21 protein-coding genes and 1 riboswitch are annotated in these 22,353 nt (G+C 70.9%); of the genes, 9 read left to right on the top strand and 12 right to left on the bottom strand.

The genetic code is table 11. The annotated features are described in order from the left end of the window. Nucleotides 1-58: 58 nt before the first annotated feature. The 7 genes from hisF to hisG are packed head-to-tail and all read right to left on the bottom strand — an operon-like array spanning nt 59 to nt 5,860. Entirely contained in the window at nt 59-823 is a 765-nt protein-coding gene (gene hisF, locus K8625_RS35215; RefSeq protein WP_370640347.1) for an imidazole glycerol phosphate synthase subunit HisF, read from the bottom strand. Then, nucleotides 820-1,356 (bottom strand): imidazoleglycerol-phosphate dehydratase, encoded by a 537-nt coding sequence (locus K8625_RS35210; protein ID WP_141333024.1) that lies wholly within the window; start codon nt 1,354-1,356, stop codon nt 820-822. The genes hisF and K8625_RS35210 overlap by 4 nt, the downstream gene beginning before the upstream one ends. Next, on the bottom strand, nt 1,353-2,069 hold the full coding sequence (locus K8625_RS35205; RefSeq protein WP_223747624.1) for a HisA/HisF-related TIM barrel protein: 717 nt from the start codon (nt 2,067-2,069) through the stop codon (nt 1,353-1,355). Before K8625_RS35205 ends, K8625_RS35210 begins: the two co-directional genes overlap by 4 nt. After that, nucleotides 2,066-2,659 carry an imidazole glycerol phosphate synthase subunit HisH gene (gene hisH / locus K8625_RS35200; protein WP_223747623.1) on the bottom strand — a complete coding sequence of 198 codons (594 nt, stop codon included), beginning with the start codon at nt 2,657-2,659 and terminating at the stop codon, nt 2,066-2,068. Before hisH ends, K8625_RS35205 begins: the two co-directional genes overlap by 4 nt. Further along, nucleotides 2,656-3,696, bottom strand: coding sequence for a histidinol-phosphate transaminase (locus tag K8625_RS35195; protein ID WP_223785153.1), 1,041 nt, complete (start codon nt 3,694-3,696; stop codon nt 2,656-2,658). Before K8625_RS35195 ends, hisH begins: the two co-directional genes overlap by 4 nt. After that, nucleotides 3,693-5,000, bottom strand: a complete 1,308-nt coding sequence (hisD, locus tag K8625_RS35190; RefSeq protein WP_370642012.1) for a histidinol dehydrogenase — start codon at nt 4,998-5,000, stop codon at nt 3,693-3,695. Before hisD ends, K8625_RS35195 begins: the two co-directional genes overlap by 4 nt. Further along, nucleotides 5,000-5,860, bottom strand: a complete 861-nt coding sequence (gene hisG / locus K8625_RS35185) for an ATP phosphoribosyltransferase (RefSeq protein WP_141332745.1) — start codon at nt 5,858-5,860, stop codon at nt 5,000-5,002. Before hisG ends, hisD begins: the two co-directional genes overlap by 1 nt. Before the next feature lie 301 nt (nt 5,861-6,161). Between hisG and thiO the strand changes: the two genes are divergently transcribed. The 3 genes from thiO (at nt 6,162) to moaA (ending at nt 9,765) form a co-directional block, all read left to right on the top strand. Further along, nucleotides 6,162-7,280: a glycine oxidase ThiO gene (thiO, locus tag K8625_RS35180; protein ID WP_223785152.1), complete on the top strand. Its 1,119-nt coding sequence runs from the start codon at nt 6,162-6,164 to the stop codon at nt 7,278-7,280. A gap of 168 nt (nt 7,281-7,448) precedes the next feature. Continuing rightward, nucleotides 7,449-8,690, top strand: a complete 1,242-nt coding sequence (locus K8625_RS35175; RefSeq protein WP_223747620.1) for an HD-GYP domain-containing protein — start codon at nt 7,449-7,451, stop codon at nt 8,688-8,690. Between the two features lie 67 nt (nt 8,691-8,757). Continuing rightward, nucleotides 8,758-9,765: a GTP 3',8-cyclase MoaA gene (moaA, locus tag K8625_RS35170; RefSeq protein ID WP_223785215.1), complete on the top strand. Its 1,008-nt coding sequence runs from the start codon at nt 8,758-8,760 to the stop codon at nt 9,763-9,765. Nucleotides 9,766-9,861: 96 nt separating this feature from the next. Here moaA and K8625_RS35165 read toward each other — a convergent pair whose 3' ends face one another. Further along, nucleotides 9,862-10,251 (bottom strand): DUF4870 domain-containing protein, encoded by a 390-nt coding sequence (locus tag K8625_RS35165; RefSeq protein WP_223747619.1) that lies wholly within the window; start codon nt 10,249-10,251, stop codon nt 9,862-9,864. Nucleotides 10,252-10,390: 139 nt separating this feature from the next. Beyond that, nucleotides 10,391-12,265, bottom strand: a complete 1,875-nt coding sequence (gene thiC, locus K8625_RS35160; protein WP_223785151.1) for a phosphomethylpyrimidine synthase ThiC — start codon at nt 12,263-12,265, stop codon at nt 10,391-10,393. A 47-nt stretch (nt 12,266-12,312) separates the two neighbouring features. Next, nucleotides 12,313-12,423: riboswitch (TPP riboswitch) on the bottom strand. A 222-nt stretch (nt 12,424-12,645) separates the two neighbouring features. On the opposite strand from thiC, the gene K8625_RS35155 reads away from it, so the two are divergent. The 6 genes from K8625_RS35155 to K8625_RS35130 all read left to right on the top strand — a co-directional run bounded on the left by K8625_RS35155 (nt 12,646) and on the right by K8625_RS35130 (nt 19,129). Next, a complete protein-coding gene (locus K8625_RS35155) occupies nt 12,646-13,077 on the top strand; it encodes a CBS domain-containing protein (RefSeq protein WP_074954787.1) in 432 nt (143 codons plus the stop codon). A 149-nt stretch (nt 13,078-13,226) separates the two neighbouring features. Further along, nucleotides 13,227-14,633, top strand: coding sequence for an SLC13 family permease (locus K8625_RS35150; RefSeq protein WP_223785150.1), 1,407 nt, complete (start codon nt 13,227-13,229; stop codon nt 14,631-14,633). 119 nt (nt 14,634-14,752) lie between these two features. Further along, nucleotides 14,753-15,253, top strand: a complete 501-nt coding sequence (locus K8625_RS35145; protein ID WP_223747616.1) for an OsmC family protein — start codon at nt 14,753-14,755, stop codon at nt 15,251-15,253. A 16-nt stretch (nt 15,254-15,269) separates the two neighbouring features. Then, nucleotides 15,270-16,694: a sigma-54 dependent transcriptional regulator gene (locus tag K8625_RS35140; RefSeq protein WP_223785149.1), complete on the top strand. Its 1,425-nt coding sequence runs from the start codon at nt 15,270-15,272 to the stop codon at nt 16,692-16,694. A gap of 108 nt (nt 16,695-16,802) precedes the next feature. Next, a complete protein-coding gene (locus K8625_RS35135) occupies nt 16,803-17,195 on the top strand; it encodes a BlaI/MecI/CopY family transcriptional regulator (protein WP_046714442.1) in 393 nt (130 codons plus the stop codon). Next, the gene (locus K8625_RS35130) at nt 17,195-19,129 is read left to right on the top strand and encodes a M56 family metallopeptidase (RefSeq protein WP_223785148.1); all 1,935 of its coding nucleotides are present in this window, start codon (nt 17,195-17,197) and stop codon (nt 19,127-19,129) included. The genes K8625_RS35135 and K8625_RS35130 overlap by 1 nt, the downstream gene beginning before the upstream one ends. Before the next feature lie 124 nt (nt 19,130-19,253). Here K8625_RS35130 and K8625_RS35125 read toward each other — a convergent pair whose 3' ends face one another. Genes K8625_RS35125 through K8625_RS35115 form a run of 3 tightly spaced genes read right to left on the bottom strand, consistent with a single transcriptional unit; the run spans nt 19,254 to nt 22,238 of the window. Next, entirely contained in the window at nt 19,254-20,360 is a 1,107-nt protein-coding gene (locus K8625_RS35125) for a sensor histidine kinase (protein WP_223785147.1), read from the bottom strand. Beyond that, entirely contained in the window at nt 20,357-21,070 is a 714-nt protein-coding gene (locus K8625_RS35120) for a response regulator (protein ID WP_223785146.1), read from the bottom strand. Before K8625_RS35120 ends, K8625_RS35125 begins: the two co-directional genes overlap by 4 nt. Next, nucleotides 21,045-22,238 carry a sensor histidine kinase gene (locus tag K8625_RS35115; RefSeq protein ID WP_223785145.1) on the bottom strand — a complete coding sequence of 398 codons (1,194 nt, stop codon included), beginning with the start codon at nt 22,236-22,238 and terminating at the stop codon, nt 21,045-21,047. The genes K8625_RS35120 and K8625_RS35115 overlap by 26 nt, the downstream gene beginning before the upstream one ends. Nucleotides 22,239-22,353: the final 115 nt, after the last annotated feature.

Genomic DNA, 22,353 nt, shown 5'->3' with positions numbered 1-22,353 from the left:
TCGATGTCGGGAAGACATCGCGCCTCGGACCCGCGCATCGCGCAGCGAAAGGTCCGGGTCATGGCGTGCTCCGAATCGGCAGGCCGCTCGAGCGCAGGAGCGACTTGATGGCGCCCACCGTCGTGAGCCCATCGTGGAGGATGCCCGCCACCAGCGCCGCGTCCGCGCCACCTCGCGTGAGCCCGTCCCTCACGTGCTCCGCGCTGCCCGCGCCACCCGAGGCGATGACGGGCACGGCGACCGCGTCCACCACCCTCCGGGTCAGCTCCAGGTCGTAGCCCGAACGCGCGCCGTCCTGGTCGATGCTCGTGAGCAGCACCTCCCCTGCCCCACGCGCCACGCACACCTGGGCCCAGGTCACCGCGTCCAGCTCGGTCGGCCTTCGCCCTCCATGCGTGTAGACGCGGTAGCGCTCTCCTTCCTTGCGAGCATCGATGCTCGCCACCACGCACTGGGCTCCGAAGCGCTCTGCGCACTCGGTGAGCAGCTCGGGCCGAGCCACCGCCGCCGAGTTGATGCTCACCTTGTCCGCCCCCGAGCGCAGCGCCCGGCCCACGTCCTCCACCGTGCGCACGCCGCCGCCCACCGTCAGCGGAATGAACAGCTGCTCCGCCGTGCGCCGCACCAAATCCCAGAGCGTCTCGCGCTCCTCCGCGCTCGCGGAGATGTCGAGGAACGTCACCTCGTCCGCGCCCTCCCGTTCGTAGCGCAGCGCCAGCTCCACCGGGTCTCCGACGTCGCGAAGCCCCTCGAAGCGGACCCCCTTCACCACCCTGCCGCCCTTCACGTCCAGGCAGACGATGAGTCGTCGCGTGAGCATCACGTCACCTCCAGGGCCACGGAGCCCTTCATGCTGAACACCGTGCCGCCATCCACCATCGCGTCCCGCAGCGCGAGCCCCAGCGCCTTGAACGCGGCCTCCGTCACGTGGTGACGGTCCTTCCCACGCAGCACCCGCAGGTGCAGCGTCACCTTCGCGTGCTCACAGAACGAGCGCATCCAGTGCTCGTACAGCCGGTTCTTCAGCGGGCCCTCGTAGAAGAAGCGTCCCCCGGCATCCAGGCACGCCTGCACCAGCGCGTCGTCCATGGGAATGGTCCGCTCCGCGAAGCGCGCCGCCGTCGCGGGAATCACCCGCTGCACCGCCGTCCCCAACGTGATCGCCACGTCCTCCATCAGGTGGTGCTTGAGGTCACCCCGCGCATGCAGCTTCAAGTCGAGCCCCGCGTAGCGCCCGAAGGTGGAGAGCATGTGGTCGAAGAACACGAGCCCCGTGTCCACCTGCGTCGCCCCGCGACCGAGCGACACCTCCACGCGCACCTGCGTCTCCTTCGTCTCCCGAGTGACCAGGGTCATTCCGCGAACTCCCGCGCGACTTCACGCGCATCCAGTCGTCCCGTGTACAGCGCCATGCCGATGACCGCTCCGTACGCCCCCGCCGAGGCCAGCGCCCGCAGGTCGTCCATCGTCGTCACGCCCCCCGACGCGTAGAGCCGGTGACGACTGCGCGCCACCACCTCGCGCATCAGGGACAGGTCCACGCCCTCCAGCTGTCCTTCCTTGTGCACCGCCGTCACCAACAGCCCACCGAGCGCCAAGGGCTCCAGCACCGCGAGGACCTGGTCCAGCGTCCTGCCACTCCCCGCCGTCCAACCTCGCGTCACCACCTCCCGCCCGCGCACGTCCGCCGCCACGACCACGCGCCCCGGAAAGCGCTCCGTCACCTCCGCCAGCCACCCCGCGTCCTCGATGGCCCTCGTGCCCACCACCACCCCCGAGGCACCTCCCTCCAGCAGCGCCGTCACCCGCGCGGTGTCCCGGACACCCCCGCCCACCGTGAAGGCGAGCCCCGGCTCGTGCGACGTGAGTCGCGTCACCACCCGAGCGTTGGAGCCACGCCCCAGCGCCGCGTCCAGGTCGACGACGTGAAAGGAACGGAAGCCGAAGCCACGCCAGTGCCGAAGCGCGTCGAGCGGGTCATCCACTCGCACCCGCTCCGCGTCATACGAGCCTCCGACGAGCTGCACACAGGCCCCCTCGCGCAGGTCGATGGCTGGGATGGCCCTCATGAGCGCACCTCACGGAGGAACGCCCGCACGAAGGCCACACCCGAGGCCGACGACTTCTCCGGGTGGAACTGCACACCCACCACCTTCCCTCGGCGCACCGCCGCGGGAAAGCGGTCCTCCTCGTGCGTCGTCCACGCGGTGACGAGCGACGGGTCCGCCACCCGGCACACGTAGCTGTGCGCGTAGTACACGGTGTCCAGCTTCGCTCCGGACAACGTGCTGTCCTCGTCCACCTGGTTCCAGCCGATATGCGGCACCCGCCGGGCCGCCAGTCGCTGCACGTGGCCCGCGAAGTAGCCCAGCCCCTTCCCCGCCCCCTCGTCGCTCGAGTCGAACAGCAGCTGCATCCCCAGGCAGATGCCCAGGCACGGCAACCCTCGCTCCAGCGCCAGACGCATCGTGTCCCGCCCCTGCGCCAGCCTCGCCGCCGCGAGACCGAACGCCCCCACACCGGGCAACACGAGCACATCCGTGTCCACTGCCCGGCGTGGGTCCTCCTCGACGTGGACCTCCACGCCCGGCTCCGTGGCCAGGGCCTTCGAGAGCGAGTGCAGGTTTCCAGCGCCGTAATCGAACAGGGTGACTCTCATCGCAAGGACTCCCGCAGCGCCACGAGCGCCGCCTCGAGCATGGGCCACGGTCCACTGCCGATCCGGAGCGCATCCCCCACGCCGGTCAGCCCCTGGAAGGCCCTCACGTTCACATCCCGCTCACGCATCCGCTGGGCCACTCCCAGCGCGTCCGGCATCGGCACCATCAGGAAGTTGCCCTCCGAGGGCAGCGGCGACAGCCCCATCGACATCAATTCCGCGCGGAGATGTTCACGATTCTTCCGAGCCTCGACCACCTGGGCCTCGACCCACATCCGGTCCTCGCGCAGGACGGCGACGGCCATCGACTCCGCCAATGTCGTGAGCTTGTACGGTCCGCGCGCCTTCTCCACCTCCGCGATGAGCGCCGGGCTGCCCACGCCCCATCCCACCCGCATGCCCGCGAGCCCATAGGCCTTGGAGAACGTCCGCGTCACCAGCACGTTCTGCCGCGTGCGCGCCAGGCCCAGGAAGTCCGGCGCCGAGGAGAACTCCACGTAGGCCTCGTCGATGATGACGATGCCCGGCGCCTTCTCCACCACGTGCTCCACCGCCGCGCGGGACAGCGACGTGCCCGTGGGGTTGTTCGGCGAGCACAGGTAGATGACCTTCGCCCCCGTGGCCAGCAGCGCCTCCGGGTCCACGTCGAAGTCCGCGCGCAGGGGCACCGGCGCCGTCTTCAAGCCGTTCACCTTCGCGAACAGCGGCATCATCACGAACGTCGGGTCCTGGAACGCGAGCACCTCGCCCGGCTCCAGGAACGCGCGCAGCGCGCTGTCCAGCACGTCGTCCGAGCCACAGCCCGTCGTCACGCACCCGACACCGACACCGAGCCGTGAAGCGAGGACGTCGCGCAGGTCGGGCGCGTAGCCTCGCGGGTAACGTGCCAGTGACTCCGGACGGGACTCGCGCAGCACCCGCTCCGCCGCGGGAGGCACGCCGAAGAGGTTCGTGTTGTCGCTCAGGTCCACGCGACACGGCCGCTTCGGCGGTGAGTACAGGGGGATGTCCCGGAAGGACTCGCGCAGGGGAATCATGCGCCCCTCCAGGCTCGCGCCGCGTCGGCGTGCGCGAACAGCCCCTCGCTGTCGGCGAGCAGCCCCACGTCCTCCGCCAGCGCCTCGGAGGCCGCGCGCTCGACGCGCTGGTAGGTGGTCCACCGGTAGAAGTCGAGCAGGTTCAGGCCCGAGTACGCCCGCGCCAGCCCCGCCGTGGGCAGCACGTGGTTGGAGCCCGTCATGTAGTCGCCGTACGCCACCGACGAGCGCTCACCGAGGAAGACGGTGCCCGCGTTGCGCACCCTCGCCAGGTCCGCGGAGGGCGCGGCCGTGGCGAGCAACAGGTGCTCCGGCGCGAAGTCCGCCACGAACGGCCACGCCTCCTCCAGCGAGGCGACGCTCAGCACCGCGCCCCGGGAGCGCAGCGCCGCCGCGACGATCTCCTGCCGCTTCGCGTCCTCCGCCAGCCGACGCACCTGCTCCGCGACGGCCTCCGCCACCCCCTCACCGCGCGCCACCGTCACGCACGCGGCATCCGGGTCGTGCTCGGCCTGCGCCAACATCTCCCGCGCCACCGCCTCGGGGCTCGCCGTCTCGTCGGCGACGACGAGGATTTCACTCGGTCCCGCCGGCGCCTCGATGGCCACCGCGCCCACCACCTGGAGCTTGGCCTCCGCCACGTACGCGTTGCCCGGCCCGACGATGCGGTCCACCCGGGGCACGCTCTCCGTGCCGTACGCCATGGCCGCCACCGCGCCCGCGCCCCCCAACGCGAAGACCCGGTCCGCCCCCGCGAGCACCGCCGCCGCCAGCACGCTCGGGTGCGGCAGGCCATCCGGCCCCGGCGGCGAGCAGACGATGACCTCCCCCACGCCCGCCACCTTCGCGGGCACCACGCCCATCAACACGCTGCTCGGATACACCGCTCGCCCGCCGGGCGCGTACACGCCCACGCGGCCCAGCGGGTCGGGCCTGCGTCCCACCAACACCCCCGGCTCCGTCTCCACCTCCACCGCGCGCGGCTTCTGCGCCTCGTGGGCCCGAGCGATGTTGCGCGCCGCGCGCTCCAACGCCCGCGCCACCGAGGGCTCCAGCGACGCGAGCGCCTGCTCACAGCGCGCCCGGGGCACCTCCAGCGAGGACAGCTCCGCCCGGTCGAACTGCCGCGCCATCTCGAACAGCGCCCAGTCCCCGTCCAGCCTGACCTTCGCGATGAGCTCCCGCACCCGCGCAGCGATGCGCGTGTCCACGTCCCCACCGCGCTCCAACAACCGCTGACGGTCCTGACGCGAGAGGCTGGCCAGCGGCCCCCGGTACCGCAGGAACGAAGGAAGCGACATCATCACGCCACCAGCCTTTCGATGCGCGTGACCAGGATGCCCTCGCACCCCAGCGTCTTCAGCGCGTTGACGGTGCGGTAGATGGTCTTCGCCGGCACCACCGCGTGCACCGCGACGAACCGGCCTCCGTCCAGCACGTCCACCACCGTGGGACCGTTGAGTCCCGGCAACACCTCACGCACCCGGGGCAGCTCGTCCTTCGGCACGTTCGCCATCAGGTAGCGCTTGCCCCGCGCCGCGAGCACCGAGCCGAGCGCGAGCTTCAGCTCCTCCAGCTTCCTCCGCGCCTCCGGCACGTTCGCCTGGCACGCCACCAGCCGCGCGCTGGACTCCAGCACGGTGGCCACCTCGCGCAGGCCGTTCATCTTCAACGTGGACCCGGTGGACGTCAGGTCCACGACGATGTCCGCGATGCCCAGGTGCGGCGCGATCTCCGCCGCGCCCGACACGGGCACCACCGTGACGCTCTGCCCCCGGCGCGCGAAGTAGTCCTGCGTCAGACGCGGAAAGCATGACGCGACGCGCATGCCGTCACGCACGTCGTTGGCGTGGCTGATTCCACTCTCCTCGCGCGCGGCCACCACCAGGCGGCAGCGTCCGAACTCCAGGTCCATCAGGTGCTCGAGCTCACGACCCGCCTCGTTCACCAAATCCCAGCCGGTGACGCCCGCGTGCGCCGCACCGTCCGCGACGAACTCCGGGATGTCCTGCGCGCGGACGAAGATGGCCTCGAACTCGCCGCCGAGCGACGCGGTGAGCGCGCGCTCGCCTCGGGCGCGGACCTCCAGGCCCGCATCGTTGAAAAGCTCACGGACCTCTTCGGAGAGGCGGCCTTTGTTGGGAAGAGCGATCTTCAGCAACATGGGGGGACCTGCGGGGGACTGCGGGGGAAGGGTGGCCGCGCGGAAACGAAAAAAGGCCCGTCCAGGGGGGACGGGCCTTCGGTCGCTGCGGCAGGTGCCGGGAGGGTGGTGCGTCTAGTGGCTCACCCAGGCATGCGCATGGCGAACGGTCCCGTCGGGGCCGAGCCGATGATGCGCATGATGGGGATGCACGGAAGAGAGACGCACGGCTCCATCAGTAATGGCAAAGGTGCCCCGCCGTCAACTCGACCTGCGTCATGCCGCTTGCAAACCCTCGACGGGGCGAGCAGGAAGCAAGGCCATGCGAGTCTCGGACGTCATCATCGTGGGCGGGGGCATCATGGGCTGCGGCATCGCGCTGCGGCTGCGGCAGGCGGGCGCGCGCGTCACCGTCCTGGAGCGCTCCATCCCCGGCGCCGAGGCCAGCAGCGCCGCCGCGGGCATGCTCGCCCCCCAGATGGAGTCGGACGGTCCGGGCCCCTTCCTCGACCTGTGCCTGCGCAGCCGCGGCCTCTACCCCGCCTTCGCCGAGGAGCTGCGCGAGCTGTCCGGCGTGGACATCGCCTACAAGCCCTGCGGCATCCTCAAGGTCGCCTTCGCCGACACCGGCGTCCATCACCTGGAGGCCACCGTCCTGTGGCAGCGCGGCATGGGCCTGCGCGCGGAGCTTCTCGACGGAGAGCAGGCGCGAGCACTCGAGCCGAAGCTGTCCGCCCGGGCCGTGGCCGCCGCGCACTTCCCGGATGACCACCAGGTGGACAACCGGCTGCTGGTGCGCGCGCTGACGATGGCCGCCGCGCGCGTGGGCGCCGAGTTCCGGAGCGGCTACGTGCGCGGCATCGTCCACGAGGACGGCCGCGCGGTGGGCGTGGACCTGGATGGCGAGGTGCTGCGCGCGGACGCCATCGTCCTCGCCGCGGGCTCGTGGTCCTCCCTGGTCCAGGGCGCGGGCGTGGAGGCGAAGTCGGTGCGCCCCGCGCGCGGACAGATGATCCAGCTCCAGACGCGCCTGCCTTTGCTGCAGCGCGTCCTCACCTCGGAGAAGGGCTACGTCGTGCCGCGCGCGGACGGGCGCGTCATCGCCGGCAGCACCATGGAGCTGGTGGGCTTCGACAAGCAGGTGACCGCGGCGGGGCTGGCGCGCATCCTCGACATGGCCCTGGAGCTGTGCCCGGAGCTGGGCTCGGCGCCCATCACGGAGACGTGGGCTGGCTTCCGTCCCTGGACGGAGGACAAGCGGCCCTACCTGGGCGAGGGGCCCACGCCCGGCCTCTTCCTCGCCACCGGCCACTTCCGCAACGGCATCCTCCTGGCCCCCATCACCGCCAGGCTCGTCGCCCAGGCCGTCCTCGGGGAGCGCACCACCCTGGACCTCGCCCCCTTCCGCTATGACCGGGGAGGCACCCGGGCCCGCGCCTGAACGCCTTGCATCCCACCTGCCCGATGGGCTCCGCCCGCCTGCCCGCTCTGCCTGCCAGGGTCGCCTTCTGGACCGCCGCACTGGACTGTCAACCTGCAAGTGGAGGAAGGTGGTAATTTCCCTGACTCATTCGCCATTGAAACCCGGAAACCTCTAGAATCTCCCGCCGTGGAAGCCATCCCCCCTGCACCACCCCGAATCCTCATCGTCGACGATGACGACTCCGTGCGAGACGTCATCTCGGTCCTCTTGCGTGAAGAGGGCTACAACTGCGTCGTCGCGAGCGGCGCCGAGATGGCGCTGGACGTGGCGGGCGAAGAGGACACCCCGCTCGTCATCAGCGACATGAAGATGCCGGGCAAGGACGGCCTCTGGCTCCTGGAGAACCTGCGGGAGCGGCTGCCGGACACGTCCGTCATCATGCTCACCGGCTATGGGGACACGGAGTCCGCGGTGGACTGTCTGCGCCGTGGCGCGGTGGACTACCTGCTCAAGCCACCGAAGCTGACGGACCTCATCCGGGCCATCGAGCGGGCGCTCGCCAAGCGCCGCATCGAGATGGCGAGGAAGCGCTACCAGAAGAAGCTGGAGCGCAAGGTGCGAGATCGCACCGCGGAGCTTCGCAGCGCGCTGCACAACATCGCCAACACCTACCAGAACACGCTGCTGGCCCTGGTCGCCGCGCTGGACGCGCGCGAGCACGAGACGAGCGACCACTCGCAGCGCGTGGTCAGCTACACGTCCGCCATCGCCGGGCGCATGGGCATCCAGGGCAAGGAGCTGGAGGAGATCGGCCGCGGCGCGCTCCTGCACGACATCGGCAAGATTGGCGTGCCGGACGCGGTGCTGCTCAAGCCGGGCAAGCTGACGCCGGACGAGTGGCTGGAGATGCGCAAGCATCCGGAGATCGGCTTCCAGATGATCCAGGCCATCCCGTTCCTGTCCACGCCGTCCGCCATCGTGCTGTCGCACCAGGAGCGCTGGGATGGCGCGGGCTATCCGCGCAACCTGTCGCGGCAGGAGATCCACATCGGCGCGCGCATCTTCGCCGTGGCGGACACGCTGGACGCGATGACGAGCGACCGGCCGTACCGCAAGGGCACGACGTTCGCGAACGCCATCCAGGAGATCCGCCGCTGCGCGAACACGCAGTTCGACCCGGAGGTGGTGCGCGCGTTCCTCGACATCGGCGAGGAAGGGCTCATCCACATCAAGGAGGAGATGAAGAAGAAGAAGCTCCAGCTCCCCGTGGCGGAGCAGGAGGCGAACGAGGCCGAGGCGGAGCTCGCCCGCCTGACGGACCTGGACGACGAGTTGGAGAACGTCCCCGCCGCCCCGCGCTCGGGGACGAGCGAGCCCACCGAGCCGAAGGTCAGCGTCATCCGCTCGGCGACAGGCAGTGAAGGCTGAGCCCGTCGTCGGGGAATGAGATGAACAGCCGCCAGCCGGCTGTTAAGAGGTCAGGCCGCCCGTGACGATGCCCGCCCTCCAGACGGATCCACTCGCTGCGCCCCTGCTGGACGCGCAGGGGCGCCGCATGACGTACCTGCGGCTGAGCATCACGGACCGCTGCAACTTCCGCTGCACGTACTGCTCTCCCGCGTCGTGGGGCGGGAAGAAGGACCTGCTCGACGCGCAGGAGCTGGGGCGCATCGCCGCCCTCTTCGCGGCCCTGGGCATCCGCCGCGTGCGGCTCACCGGCGGCGAGCCGCTCATCCGCCCGGACATCCTGGAGGTCGCCCGGCGCATCTCCGGCATCCCCGGCATCCAGCACCTGGCCATCACCACCAACGCCAGCCATCTGGAGTCACTGGCCGCGCCGCTGCGCGAGGCGGGCGTGGACCAGCTCAACCTCAGCCTGGACACGCTGTCCCCGGAGACGTTCCGGCGCATCTCCAAGCAGGGTGACTTCGACGCGGTGCTGCGCGGCATCGACCGCGCGGCCCAGGTCGGCTACGGCTCGCTCAAGCTCAACGTCGTGGTGATGCGCGGGGTGAACGACGACGAGGCGCGCGCGCTGGTGGAGTACGCGCACGCGCGGGGAATCACGCCGCGCTTCATCGAGCTGATGCCCTTCGGCCAGGGCAAGCCCGTGCCCACCGCGGAGCTCATCGAGCGGCTGCGCGGCGAGGGGCTCGAGCTGTCACCGGAGCCCGAGGAGACGGGCGCGGCCGCGGACTCCATCACCTCCGGTCCCGCGCGGTACTGGCGCGCGCCGGGGGGCCGCGTGGGCTTCATCTCACCGCTCACGCAGAACTTCTGCGGCGGCTGCAACCGCGTGCGCGTGGCGTCCAATGGGGACTTGAGGAGCTGCCTGGGAGGACGCGCGCAGGCGCCGCTGCACCAGCTCATCCGCGGAGGCGCCACCGACGTGGAGCTGGCGCGCGCCATCCGCGCGGCGCTGGGCGACAAGCCGGAGGGCCACCGCTTCACCGAGCCCGGCAACGGCGCCACCCTGCTGTCGATGATGGGCATCGGCGGCTGAGGCCGCGCACCCCAGGAACACGACGGGCGGGCCCGCGCGACTCGCGCATGACCCGCCCGGTGCAACCGGAGCTCCCATGGGGAGCCCCGCGCTGGACTACTTCACCAACCGGATGGCGAACGGGTACCTGTACAGCTGACCCTCGTTCGCCTTGAGGCCGGCGATGATGGAGAACACCAGCGCCACCACGCCGACGATGGGCAGCAGCACGAAGCCGATGCCCACGCACAGGGTGATGGAGGCCACCACCGCCGCGATGAAGATGGTGATCTGGAAGTTCAGCGACTCCACCGCGTGCTCGCGGATGAAGGACGACTCCTTGCCCTTCGTCAGCATCAGCACCAGCGGAACGGCGAAGCCCAGTCCCACGAAGTTGCCCAGGATGGTGCCCATATGGGCAATCAGCGCCATCGTCTTCTCGTCCTGGGTCGGCATCGGCGTGCCGGTGATGTACGAACCCACTTGTTCCCGCGGCGGAGTCTCCATGAAGTCTCCCCTCCCGATCATCGAGGGCGCGGACGCCGCGCCCATGCCCACCTACCATGGCATGCACACACTCTGATTGTCACGTCTCGGACAGGTGAGGCACCGCGTCGTTTGACGCCCTCGATTCCGGGTTTCTTGCTCAGCGATACAACTCGCTTCCCGCCTTCTTGAATTCCTCCCCCTTCGCCTCCATCCCCGCCCCCAGCGCCGCCTCCTCGGAGACTCCGGTCTTCGCGGCGTAGTCGCGAACGTCCTGGGTGATTTTCATGGAGCAGAACTGGGGTCCGCACATGGAGCAGAAGTGGGCGACCTTGGCGCCCTCCGCGGGCAGCGTCTCGTCGTGGAAGGCGCGGGCGCGCTCGGGGTCCAGCGCGAGGTTGAACTGGTCCTCCCAGCGGAACTCGAAGCGGGCCTTGGACATGGCGTTGTCGCGCGCCTGGGCGCCCGGGTGCCCCTTGGCCAGGTCGGCGGCGTGGGCGGCGATCTTGTACGTGATGACGCCCTCCTTCACGTCGTCACGGTCCGGCAGCCCCAGGTGCTCCTTGGGCGTCACGTAGCAGAGCATCGCGGTGCCGAACCAACCAATCATCGCCGCGCCGATGCCGCTGGTGAAGTGGTCGTACCCGGGCGCGATGTCCGTCGTCAGCGGCCCCAGCGTGTAGAACGGCGCCTCGCCGCACACGGCGAGCTGCTTCGTCATGTTCTCCTGGATGAGGTGCATGGGCACGTGGCCCGGGCCTTCGATCATCGTCTGCACGTCGTGCTTCCAGGCGATCTTCGTCAGCTCGCCCAGGGTCTCCAGCTCGCCGAACTGCGCCGCGTCGTTCGCGTCGGCGATGGAGCCCGGCCGCAGCCCGTCCCCCAGGCTGAAGCTGACGTCGTACGCCTTCATGATCTCGCAGATCTCCTCGAAGTGCGTGTAGAGGAAGTTCTCTTGATGGTGCGCGAGGCACCACTTGGCGAGGATGGAGCCGCCTCGGCTGACGATGCCCGTCAGGCGCCTGGCGGTGAGGGGCACGTAGCGCAGCAGCACGCCGGCGTGGATGGTGAAGTAGTCCACGCCCTGCTCGGCCTGCTCGATGAGCGTGTCGCGGTAGATGTCCCAGGTGAGGTCCTCCGCCTTGCCGCCCACCTTCTCCAGCGCCTGGTAGATGGGCACCGTGCCGATGGGCACCGGCGCGTTGCGGAGGATCCACTCGCGCGTCTCGTGGATGTTGCGCCCGGTGGACAGGTCCATCACGGTGTCCGCGCCCCAGCGGATGGACCAGACCATCTTCTCCACCTCCTCCTCGATGGAGGAGGTGACGGCGGAGTTGCCGATGTTCGCGTTGATCTTCACCAGGAAGTTGCGGCCGATGATCATCGGCTCCAGCTCCGGGTGGTTGATGTTCGCGGGGATGATGGCGCGGCCCCGGGCCACCTCGTCGCGGACGAACTCCGGGGTGATGACGCGCGGGATGGCCGCGCCCCACGAGTGTCCGGGGTGCTGCGCGGCGAGCGACGCCTCCACGCGCAGGTTCTCCCGCAGCGCCACGTACTCCATCTCCGGGGTGATGACGCCGCGCCGGGCGTAGTGCAGTTGGGTGACGTTGCTGCCCGCTCGCGCCACGCGCGGCTTGCGGCGGTGGCCGAAGCGCAGCCCCGCGAGCCGAGGGTCCGCTTCGCGCTGGAGGCCGTATTGGGAGGTGATTCCCTCCAGCTCGCGCGTGTCGCCTCGCGCGTGGATCCACGGCTCGCGCGTCGCCGCCAGGCCCCGGCGCAGGTCGATGTCCGCCTCCGGGTCCGTGTACGGACCGCTGGAGTCATAGACGTGCACCGGGGGGTTGGGCGTCTGCCGCGCGTCCGGCCCGTGGCCATGCCGCGTGGGGGTCTGCGAGATCTCGCGCAGGGGGACGCGCACGTCCGGGTGCAGCGCCCCGCTCACGTACACCTTGCGGGAGGCAGGGAGGGGGCCTCGACTGATGCCCTCCAACAGCTTCCCATCGACCTTCAGGCTCTTGGATGCTCCGCTCATCTCTCTCTCCTCGAGGACGGGCGGGAAGGCAGACGAAGCCTCCGGAAGGAAGCTTCGGGCCGCTTCCCTCCGCCGGTATGACCCGGTTCAGGTTCCAAGGGTTGGCCGCGCCGCGCGGCCGTCTCAGCCCCTTCCAAGGGGCACCCCTAGCGACTGGGTGAGCATCTAGCGCACATGGGGACGGGGTTCAACCCGGCCTGGGGGCGGAGCCAGGCGCCGACCGGCGAACAGTCAGGCGCAAGGAATGCGGGACGACCCCTCGACGCGCAAACCTTGCGCGCGCCACAGGCCGCAATCACCGTTGCCCGAGGGAACCGGGGCTGGCCCCCGTCCTGCAATGCCTCCTGGAGGCATCCACACTCACCCGGAGAGCGCCACACATGCAGATCGTCGGAGAGCTGATGACACGCGAGGTGGTCACGCTCAAGGAAACACAGAACCTGGGCAAGGCGGAAGAGCTGCTGCGGCTGCACCGCATCCGGCATCTGCCCGTGGTGCGCCAGGGGAAGCTCGTGGGGCTCATCACCCACCGCGACCTGCTGCGGGCGGCGGCCACGAGCGCGAATGATCCGGCCGCGCAGCCGCTGTGGGCCGCGGACATCATGACGCGCGAGGTGACGACGGTCGCGCCCGAGGCCTCCCTGCGCGACGCGGTGGTGATGATGCTGCGCAACAAGTTCGGCTGCCTGCCGGTGGTGAGCAGCGACGGCACGCTGCTGGGCCTCATCACCGAGGCGGACCTGGTGCGCTACGCGCAACACCTCATCGAGGACAAGGACCGCCGCGAGCTGGCGCGCGAGTTCAACGCCTGAGTTCTTCGACGTGGGGCCGCAGTGCCACGTCGGCTGCTCCCTCGCGGGGCGCCTTCCGGGTCCGACGATGCTCCCTCGCGTCGATGGGCCTCGGCCACGAACGCGCCCCCGACGCGGGCCCTCGCTCCACCGCGCAACCGACTCCCACCATGAACGCTCCCCTCGCCTCGATACGTGACGCCGAGGCCCACACCTCTCCGGCGCCCGACACGGCGCCCCTGCCTCCCGGGCGGCGCTGGGTGCGGCCCGCGCTGGCACTGGTGGGGCTGGGTGCGGTGGCGTGGCTGTCCGCGTTCGGGGTGCAGGGCGAGGTCGCGTCGCGCACGGTGCTGGTGGCCGGCGTCTGCCTCGTGCTGTGGCTCACCGAGCTGGTCCCGCCGTTCGTCCCCACCCTCCTGCTCCTCGGGGCGACGCCGGTGGTGCTCGGTCCGCTGGGGAAGGACTACGCGCTCTCGTCCGTGCTCACCTGGTGCGCGGACCCCGTGCTCATCCTCTTCCTGGGCGGCTTCACGCTCGAGGTCGCGGCGATGCGTCACGGCCTCGACTCCGCCGTGGCGGGCCACGTGGTGCGCCTGTCGCGCGGACGCCCCCGGCTACTCCTCCTGTTCGTCATGGGCGGCGTGGCCTTCCTCTCCATGTGGATGTCCAACGTCGCCGCGGCGGCGATGATGCTCGCCGCGCTCCGTCCCGTCCTCCACACCTCGCCTCCCGGCACGTCCCTGCGGCCCGCCCTGCTCGCGGGCGTGGCGCTGGGCGCGAACCTGGGCGGCATGGCCACGCCCGTGGGCAGCGGCCCCAACGCCCTCGCGGTGTCCGCCGCGAGCGCCTACGCGCACGTCACCTTCGCGGGCTGGATGGCGTTCGCCCTGCCCCTCACGGCGCTGATGCTCGTGCTGGGCTTCGGACTGGTGCTGCTGCGCTTCCGCCTGGGCGGCACCCTGTCCTTGCCCGCACAGGTGACACGTCCGCTGGATGGCCGAGGCCGGAAGGTCCTCTGGGTCAGCGCCGCGTGCGTGGTGGCCTGGCTGTCGGAGCCCGTGCACGGCGTGCCCGCTCCCGTGGTCGCCCTGGGAGCCACCGCGCTGCTCTTCGGCACGGGCCTGCTCGAGCGCGAGGACCTCAAGAAGCTCGACTGGTCCACCCTGCTGCTCATCGCCGGAGGGCTGGGGCTGGGGAAGCTGCTGGAGCACTCGGGGCTGGTGGCCCACGCGCTCGACGGCGCGAGCCTTGCAACCTGGCCCCCGTCGGCCCGACTCGGCGCGCTCGTCGTCGTCGCCGCGGCGCTGTCCGCGCTCATGAGCAACACCGGCACCGCCGCGCTCCTCATGCCGCTGGCGCTCAGCGTGGAGCCCTCCGCGTCCACGCCCATCCTCGTCGCCATGGGGTGCGCCTTCGGCATCCCCTTCGCCATCAGCACCCCTCCCAACGCCATGGCCGCGGGAGAAGGACTGGAGACCTCGGAGCTGTTGCGGTTGGGACTTCCCCTCATGGTGGCCGGCTGTCTGCTGGTCAGCGCGACAGGCCCCTGGGTCCTGCGAATCTTCGGGCTGCCATGAGCTACCCTCGCCCGCACCTCCAGGACTCCAGGACGAAGCCTGGGTCCACCATGAAGCACTGTCCCGGCACACGGGTTGAAGGGGCAATGCCGGCACAAGGCTCTGCGGGAGGAGCGCCCATGACGTCCGTTACCGTCACAGAGTACGAAACGCGTCTCTACTGGCAAGGCGACCACGGTGCCGTCCTGACGAGCGACCGTGCGCCCCCCGTTCCCATCGGCCTGCCCCTGGTGGAGCCAGGCGCGACGGAGGCCGGCCGCTGGGCCCCGGAGACGCTGCTGGTGGGCGCTGTCGAGGGCCGCACGCTGCTGGCCTTCCTGGAGCGCGCGCGCGAAGCGGAGGTGTCCATCCTCTTCTACCAGAGCTGCGCGGTGGCCCGGCTGGTGGCGAGCCCCGGCCAGGCGCCGCACCTCACTGACATCATCGTCCGCCCCCACGTGGCCGTGGCCACCGATGCGGAGGCGGAGGTGGTACGCCGCATCTTCGCGGAGCTGCCCGCGCACTGCTTCCCCAGCTCCGTCATCCAGATATCCCCGCGCATCGAGCCCGTGGTGGAGACGTGGCACGCCCGCGCCGCCCGCCCCGTCGTTCGCGAACCCACAAGTCTCGCACTCCCCTGACCCCGAGCCCCCGCCCATGTCCGTTCAGCGCATCCTGGTCGTCGACGATGAGGACAACGCCCGCAAAGCCATCGCCACCATCCTGAACGAGGAGGGCTACGACGTGGCCGAGGCCGCCGACGGCGCCGAGGCGCTCGCGCGCGTGGCGGACTTCTCCCCCGCCGTGGTGCTCACCGACGTGCGCATGCCGAAGATGGACGGCCTGAGCCTGCTGCGCGCCGCGCGCGAGCAGGGCAGCGACGCCACGTTCGTCATGATGACGGCCTTCGCCAGCGTGGAGATGGCGGTGGAGGCGATGAAGTCCGGCGCCGACAACTTCCTGCTCAAGCCGCTGGACGCGGACCAGGTGCTCGTCACCCTGTCCAAGGCCCTGGAGAAGCGCAGCCTGCGCCAGGAGGCGGAGGCGCTCAGGGACCAGGTCCGCACCCGCGTGCGGCGCTTCCACGACATCATCGGCGAGTCGCCGCAGTTGCAGGGCATCTACGACGTCATCCGCCGCGCGGCCAGCACGCGCGCCACGGTGCTCATCCTGGGCGAGTCCGGCACGGGCAAGGAGCTCATCGCCCAGGCGCTGCACCAGGAGTCGCCCCGCCGCGACAAGCCCTTCATCCGCGTGCACTGCGCCGCGCTGTCCGAGAACCTGCTGGAGAGCGAGCTGTTCGGCCACGAGAAGGGCGCCTTCACCGGCGCCATCGCGCGCAAGGAGGGCCGCTTCGAGCTGGCCGACGGCGGCACGCTGTTCCTGGATGAAATCGGGGAGATCTCCCCCACCGTGCAGGTGAAGCTGCTGCGCGTGCTCCAGCAGCGCGAGCTGGAGCGCGTGGGCGGCACCCAGACGCTCAAGGTGGACGTGCGAATCGTGGCCGCCACGCACCGCGACCTGGCCGCGGAGGTGAAGGCGGGCCGCTTCCGCGAGGACCTCTACTACCGGCTCAATGTCGTCAGCGTGACGCTCCCGGCCCTGCGCGAGCGCAAGAGCGACATCCCCGCCCTGGTGAACCACTTCCTGGAGAAGTACGGCGACTCCTACGGCAAGCAGGTCCGGGGGCTGGCCCCGGGCACGCTCCAGGCCCTGCTCGCGCACGACTGGCCGGGCAACATCCGCGAGCTGGAGAACGCCATCGAGCGCGCGGTGGTGCTCACCCAGGGCCAGGAGCTGACCACCGACGACCTGCCCCCGGTCCTGCGCGGCCCCCGGCCCTCGGGCACCAGCCAGGGTTCGCTCATCCCCGGCGCCACGCTGGCCGCCATCGAGCGGGAGGCCATCCTGCGCACGCTGGAGATGGTGCAGGGCTCCACCTCGCGCGCGGCGGAGGTGCTGGGCATCAGCGTGCGCAAGATCCAGTACCGCCTCAAGGAGTACGGCGCCCAGTCGGACGGCGCCCACGCCCGGCTCGACGGCGACGAGCCCAACGGCCCGGACCTGGCCGCGGAGTCCTGAGCCGCGCCCCGGGACACCCGTCCTCCCGCGCTGACGCGGTGTCCCGTCCCTGGGCATCTACGACGAGTGTCGTTGACAGATACGACATACGTCGTAATACTTTCGCGAATGACGCCCGTTCCACCGCAGCCGACGCGCGCCGAGCTGGCCATCCTCCGAGTCCTCTGGCAGTTGGGGCCCAGCACCGTGCGGCAGGTGCATGAGTCCCTCCGAGGCACGCAGGAGAAGGACACCGGCTACACCACCGTCCTCAAGCTCCTCCAGAACATGACGGAGAAGGGGCTCGTGCAGCGCGACGAGAGTGAGCGCACGCACGTCTACGAGGCGGCCCTCAGCCAGAAGCGCACGCAGCGTGACCTGCTGAGAGACCTGATGGACCGCGCCTTCGGGGGCTCGGCGTCGAGCGTCGTCGCCCAGGCCCTGTCGATGAAGCGGGCCTCGGCGCAGGAGCTGGCGGAGATCCGGAAGCTGCTGGACGAGCACGAGAGGCGGGGGAAGTGATGCACGTGCTGGACGCGCTGGAACGGGCCCTCATCGACTTCGTCTGGCAGGGCGGCGCGGTGGCCCTCGTCGTGGCGGGGCTGCTGGCGATGATGTCGCGCCGCTCGGCGAAGGGGCGCTATGTCGTCGCGTGCCTGGGGCTCGCGACCATGGCGGTGTTGCCGCTCGTGACCTTCCTGAGGGCCCTCATGGAGGGTCCGGCCGCGGCGGCCTCGTTGGGCCTCGCCCCCCAGGCGCTCGCTCCGGCGGCGGTGGCCCGCGAGGTCGTGGTGGCGGACCTGGCGCCCACGGCCGAGGTCACCGTGACCTGGCTGGAGCTGTTGCGGCCCTGGCTGCTGCCGGCGTGGTGCGCCGGCGTGCTGCTGCTGTCGGCCCGGACGCTCGTCTCCTGGTACGCGGCGCAGCGGCTGTCGCGGCTGCACACCCGCGAGCCCGACAGCGTCTGGCGCGAGGCAATGGAGCGCGCGCTCGCGAAGCTGCGGATGTCGCGCCCCGTGCGGCTGATGGCGTCCACGCGCATCGACGTGCCCCAGGTCATCGGCCTGTGGCGTCCGCTCATCCTCGTGCCCGCGGGGGCCATCACCGGGCTGTCGCCGCAGCAGCTGGAGGCGGTGCTCTCCCACGAGCTCGCGCACATCCAGCGGCACGACTACCTGGTCAACCTGCTCCAGGCGCTGGTGGAGACGTTCTTGTTCTACCACCCGGCCGTCTGGTGGCTGTCCCACCGCATCCGCGAGGAGCGCGAGCACTGCGCCGATGACCAGGCCGTGCAGTCGTGTGGCGACGCGGTCCTCTACGCCCGCGCGCTGGCGCACATCGAGCAACTGCGCGCGCCGCCGTCCGCGCTGCTCGCGCTGGGCGCGGATGGGGGCTCGCTGCTGGGCCGCATCCGGCGGCTGCTGTCGGTCCCCGACACGCGGGCGCCTCGTCGCTCGTGGCGGCTGGTGAGTGGACTGGGTGGCGCGGCGCTCGCCGTGGCGCTGGGCTCCTCACAGGTGCCGATGACGGCGATGGCCGTGGCGCCCCAGGCCCTGGACGTGGCGCCGGTGGCGAAGCACGAGCGCGCCTTCACGGAGGTCACCCCGCCCGTGCATCGGCCCCTGGTGGCTCCGGCGCCCCGCATCCTCCCGCTCGACCTGACCTCCAAGACGCCCAGCCGTCCGACGCGCGTGCTCCACAAGGTCTCGACCGCGCCTCGCAAGGCGCGCGAGCCCAGCCCCCGGCCGCTGCTCATCCCCGACACGCAGGGGATTGCGCGCACGCAGCTCCCCAGGACGCCCTACCCGCTCGACGTGGAGCCCTCCGTCCCCTCCGAGGCCGTGGCCGTGGAGAGCCACGAGACGCCGGTGGACGAAGCCCCGGTGGACGAAGCGCAGGTGGAGCACGACAGCATCTCGATGCAGGTGATGGCCGCGGCGCTGCCCGCGCTCACTCCGGCCACGACGCCGCCCGCCGCGCCGACGCCGCCCCGTCCCCAACCGGAGGACGACGGCGCCTTCACGCTGGGGCCCGGCATCACCCCGCCCCGCTTCGTGTCCGGGCAGCGGCTCGCCTTCCAGGACATCACCCAGAACCTGCGCTCGCGCATCTCCGCCGTCCCCAAGGGCTCCATCGTCACCCGGTGCACCATCACCGCCGAGGGCAGCGTCACCAACTGCAAGTCGCTGCAGAGCCTCTCCGGTCTGGAGGAAGGCGTCATCCGCACCCTGACGACGTGGCGCTACGAGCCCGCGACGCTCGACGGCAAGCCGGTGCCCGTGCACTACGAGTTCGACATCTGGTTCACCAACGAGCCCGGTGGCGGCAGGGACCAGCAGCTCGCCAGCGCGGACAAGCCCGGCAAGCGCGCGGACGGCTCCAGCCAGAGCGCCTGCATCCTCTGCGCGAGCGTCTCCGCGTCCAGCGTGGCGACGCCTCCCGTCGCCGGCTTCTGAAGTGACGTGAAGCCCCCGGTGGCGCGTCGCCCTAAGTAGATCGCCAAATGTTCCTGAGCGAATCCGAGGCGGAGCGGGAACGGGCAAGGTCCCTGCATTTGTCTCGGAACTTGTGGCGACCTACTTAGCGCGCCATCGGGAGCCGCAGGAGGAAGCGGGCGCCGCCGCTCGGTGCGGTGCCCACCTCCAGCGTCCCGCCGTGCTGCGTGACGATGGCGTGGACGATGGGCAGCCCCAGCCCGGAGCCCTGCGCCTTGGTGGTGAAGAAGGGCTCGAAGATGCGGTCCCTCATCGCCTCCGGGACGCCCGAGCCCGTGTCGTCCACCGTGAGCCACACGCGCGTGTCCTCGGTGCCCACGGTGAGCGTCACGTGGCCTCCGGCGGGCGTGGACTCCAGCGCGTTGAGGCACAGGTTGATGAGCACCTGCCGCAGTCGCTCCTCCTCACCGGAGAGCGCGGGCAGGTTCGACTCCGGCACCACCTGCGTCAGCGACACCTTGCGCGTCTCCGCCTGACTGCTCAAGAGGTCCACCACGCGGCGCACCAGCGCCTTCACGTCCACGGAGCCGGGGCGGAACTCACGGGGCCGGGCGAACTGGAGGAAGTCCTCCAGGATGTGGTCCAGCCGGCGAATCTCGTCGCGCACGAGCAGGAGCGGCTCCAGCAACGTGCCCTGCTGGTGGTCCGGCAGCCTGCGCACCCGACGCTCCAGCACGGACAGCTGGAGGGCCGCGGCGTTGAGCGGGTTGCGAATCTCGTGGGACAGCCCCGCCGTCATGGTCCCCACCGCGGCCAGCTTCTCCGTCACTTGCGCGCGTCGGGCCAGCTCCCGCTTCTCCGCGTGCAGCCGCACCTGCCGCATCGCCTGCTCCAGCGTCAGGAGCAGCTCTCGCGGCGCGCAGGGCTTCATGAGATAGGCGCACGCGCCCGCGCGCACCGCCGCCACCGCCGTCTCCAGCGTGGCGAAGCCGGTGAGCAGCACCACCTCCGAGTCCGGCGAGCCCTCCTTCAGCTCCGCCGCCAGCGCCGTGCCGTCTCCGTCCGGCAGCCGCAGGTCCACCAGCGCCACGTCGAACCCGTCGCGAGCCTTCTCCCGTGCGCCCCGACAGGTCGACGCCGCGTGCACCACGTAGCCCGCGTCGCCGAGCAGCTCATCGAGGTTGTCCAGGAACGCCGCGTTGTCGTCCACGACGAGGACCCGCGCGGGGGACTGGGAGTTGGGCTCGGTCATGGAGAGGACACGGGGCGCGCGGCGTGCGCGGTCTCCAGCGCGCCCATGAGCGCGCCGGTGTCGAAGGGCTTCGAGTAGACGTCCACGCCCTCGCCGAGGGGCGCCAGGTCCGGCCAGGCCGTCATGACGAAGGTGGACAGACTGGGGAAGCGCGCGCGCAGGCGGCGCAGCGCCTCGCCGTCCGGGCCTCCCGGCATGCGCAGGTCCACCAGCGCGGCGAACGGCATCGCGCAGGAGAGCAGGTCCGCGTCCAGCGCGGAGCTCACCGTCACGCACGAGAAGCCCCTGGCGCGCAACAGCTCGGAGAGGTTGTCGCTGAGCGCCGGGTCGTCCTCGGCCACCACCACCAGGCCGTCGCGTCGTGCGTTGGCGAGCAGCTCCATCAACGTGGAGATGGGGACGGGCTTGGGCAGCACCGCGAGCAGCCCTTCACGCCGCGCGGTCTCCAGGTCGTCCTCGCGGGGATAGGCCGTCATGACGACGGTGGCGATGCCCGGGTCCACGCGCCGGATGCAGCGCACCGCGTCCGCGCCGCTCATCCCCGGCATGCGCATGTCCGTCACCAGCGCGTCGAAGCGCGTGGCGCCCACCGCGCGCAGGGCCTCGTCGCCCGTGGAGACGACGGTGGCCTGGTGGCCCTCGTCGCGGAGGATTTCGGCGAGGTTCTCCGCCAACGCCCGGTTGTCATCGAGCAGGAGGTAGCGTCGCACGAGTGCCCTCCTCGGGGGACTTGGGGAGCTGAAGCACGAACCGGGCACCCGCGCCGGCCCGGGGCGCGTAGGTGATGGAGCCGCCGTGCCGCTCCAGGATGCGGCGCACGAGCGGCAGGCCCAGACCGATGCCCCGCGCCTTCGTGGTCATCAGCGGCTCGAAGAGGCGCTCGCGGATGGCCTCGCTGAGGCCGGGCCCCGAGTCCTCCAGCACCAGCTCCACCTGACCGGCGTCGCTCGTCGAGCCGTGGAGCGAGATGTCCCCGCCGGACTCCTCGAGCGCCTGCACCGCGTTCTCCAGCAGGTTGACGAACACCTGGCGCAGCTGCCCCGCGTCACCGTGCACCGCGGGCAGGGACACCAGGCCCTCCGCGCTGACACGGACGTTCTCGGGGCGGACCACGGCCTTGAGGGCCTCCTGCCAGACCTCGTCCAACCAGACCTCCTGCCGCTGGAGGGGGCGGTCGCGAATCATGTCGAGCAGGTCGGACACGATGTGGTTGGCGATGCCCACCTGCTCGCCGATGCGGTCCAGGTGCTTGGCGGTGCGCTCGTCCACCGTGGCGCCCTGACGGCTGCGCAGGATGTAGAGCGAGGTCTCGATGACGCCCAGCGGGTTGCGCAGCTCGTGGCCGATGGAGCCGACGAGCTGGCCGAAGGTGGCCAGGCGCTCGGTGCGCGCCTGCTGCGCGAGCAGGTCCTCGCGGTAGGTGTGGAGCATGATGGCCAGCTCCAGGTCCAGGATGCGGCCGAGCGCCGCGCGCGTGTCGTGGAGCACCTGGGGCTGGGTGGTGAACGCCGTGTCGATGATGGCGTTGAGCTCCTGGCGCAGCACGTTCATCGCGCCGAACATGTAGTGCTGCTCCAGGGAGATTCGCACGTGCATGCGGCCGATGCGGCAGCGCAGCGCGAAGTACGCCTCATCCCACGGGCCGCGCAGCAGCTGGTCCATCCACACCTGGAGCGTGCCTCGCAGGTGGCCCACCTGGCTCTCGCCGCCCTCGAGCGCCTGGCGGGCGCCCTCGTGCTCCAGGATGCGGTCGTAGAAGACGCGCGCGATGCGGGGGAAGTGCGGCTTCGCGAGGGAGTGGAGGCCGACGAGTGACAGCTCGTCCCGCGCTCCGAACCCCACGTACCGCTTCAGCTCCTCGAACAAGGTTTCCGCCATGGTTTCGGGGCGGACATTAACCGCTCGCCCCACATCGGACGAGCAACTCCGCAGCAAGCACCGCGCCAGCCCGCAGCGGGTCCGGGCGACCCGGTGGCGCGCAAGAAATGCGCGC

The sequence above is a fragment of the Myxococcus sp. AS-1-15 genome (assembly GCF_020037055.1).
GTDB lineage: Bacteria > Myxococcota > Myxococcia > Myxococcales > Myxococcaceae > Myxococcus > Myxococcus fulvus.
Note: the sequence above shows the minus strand (reverse complement) of the source record. Positions and strands in the feature narration are given on the sequence as shown.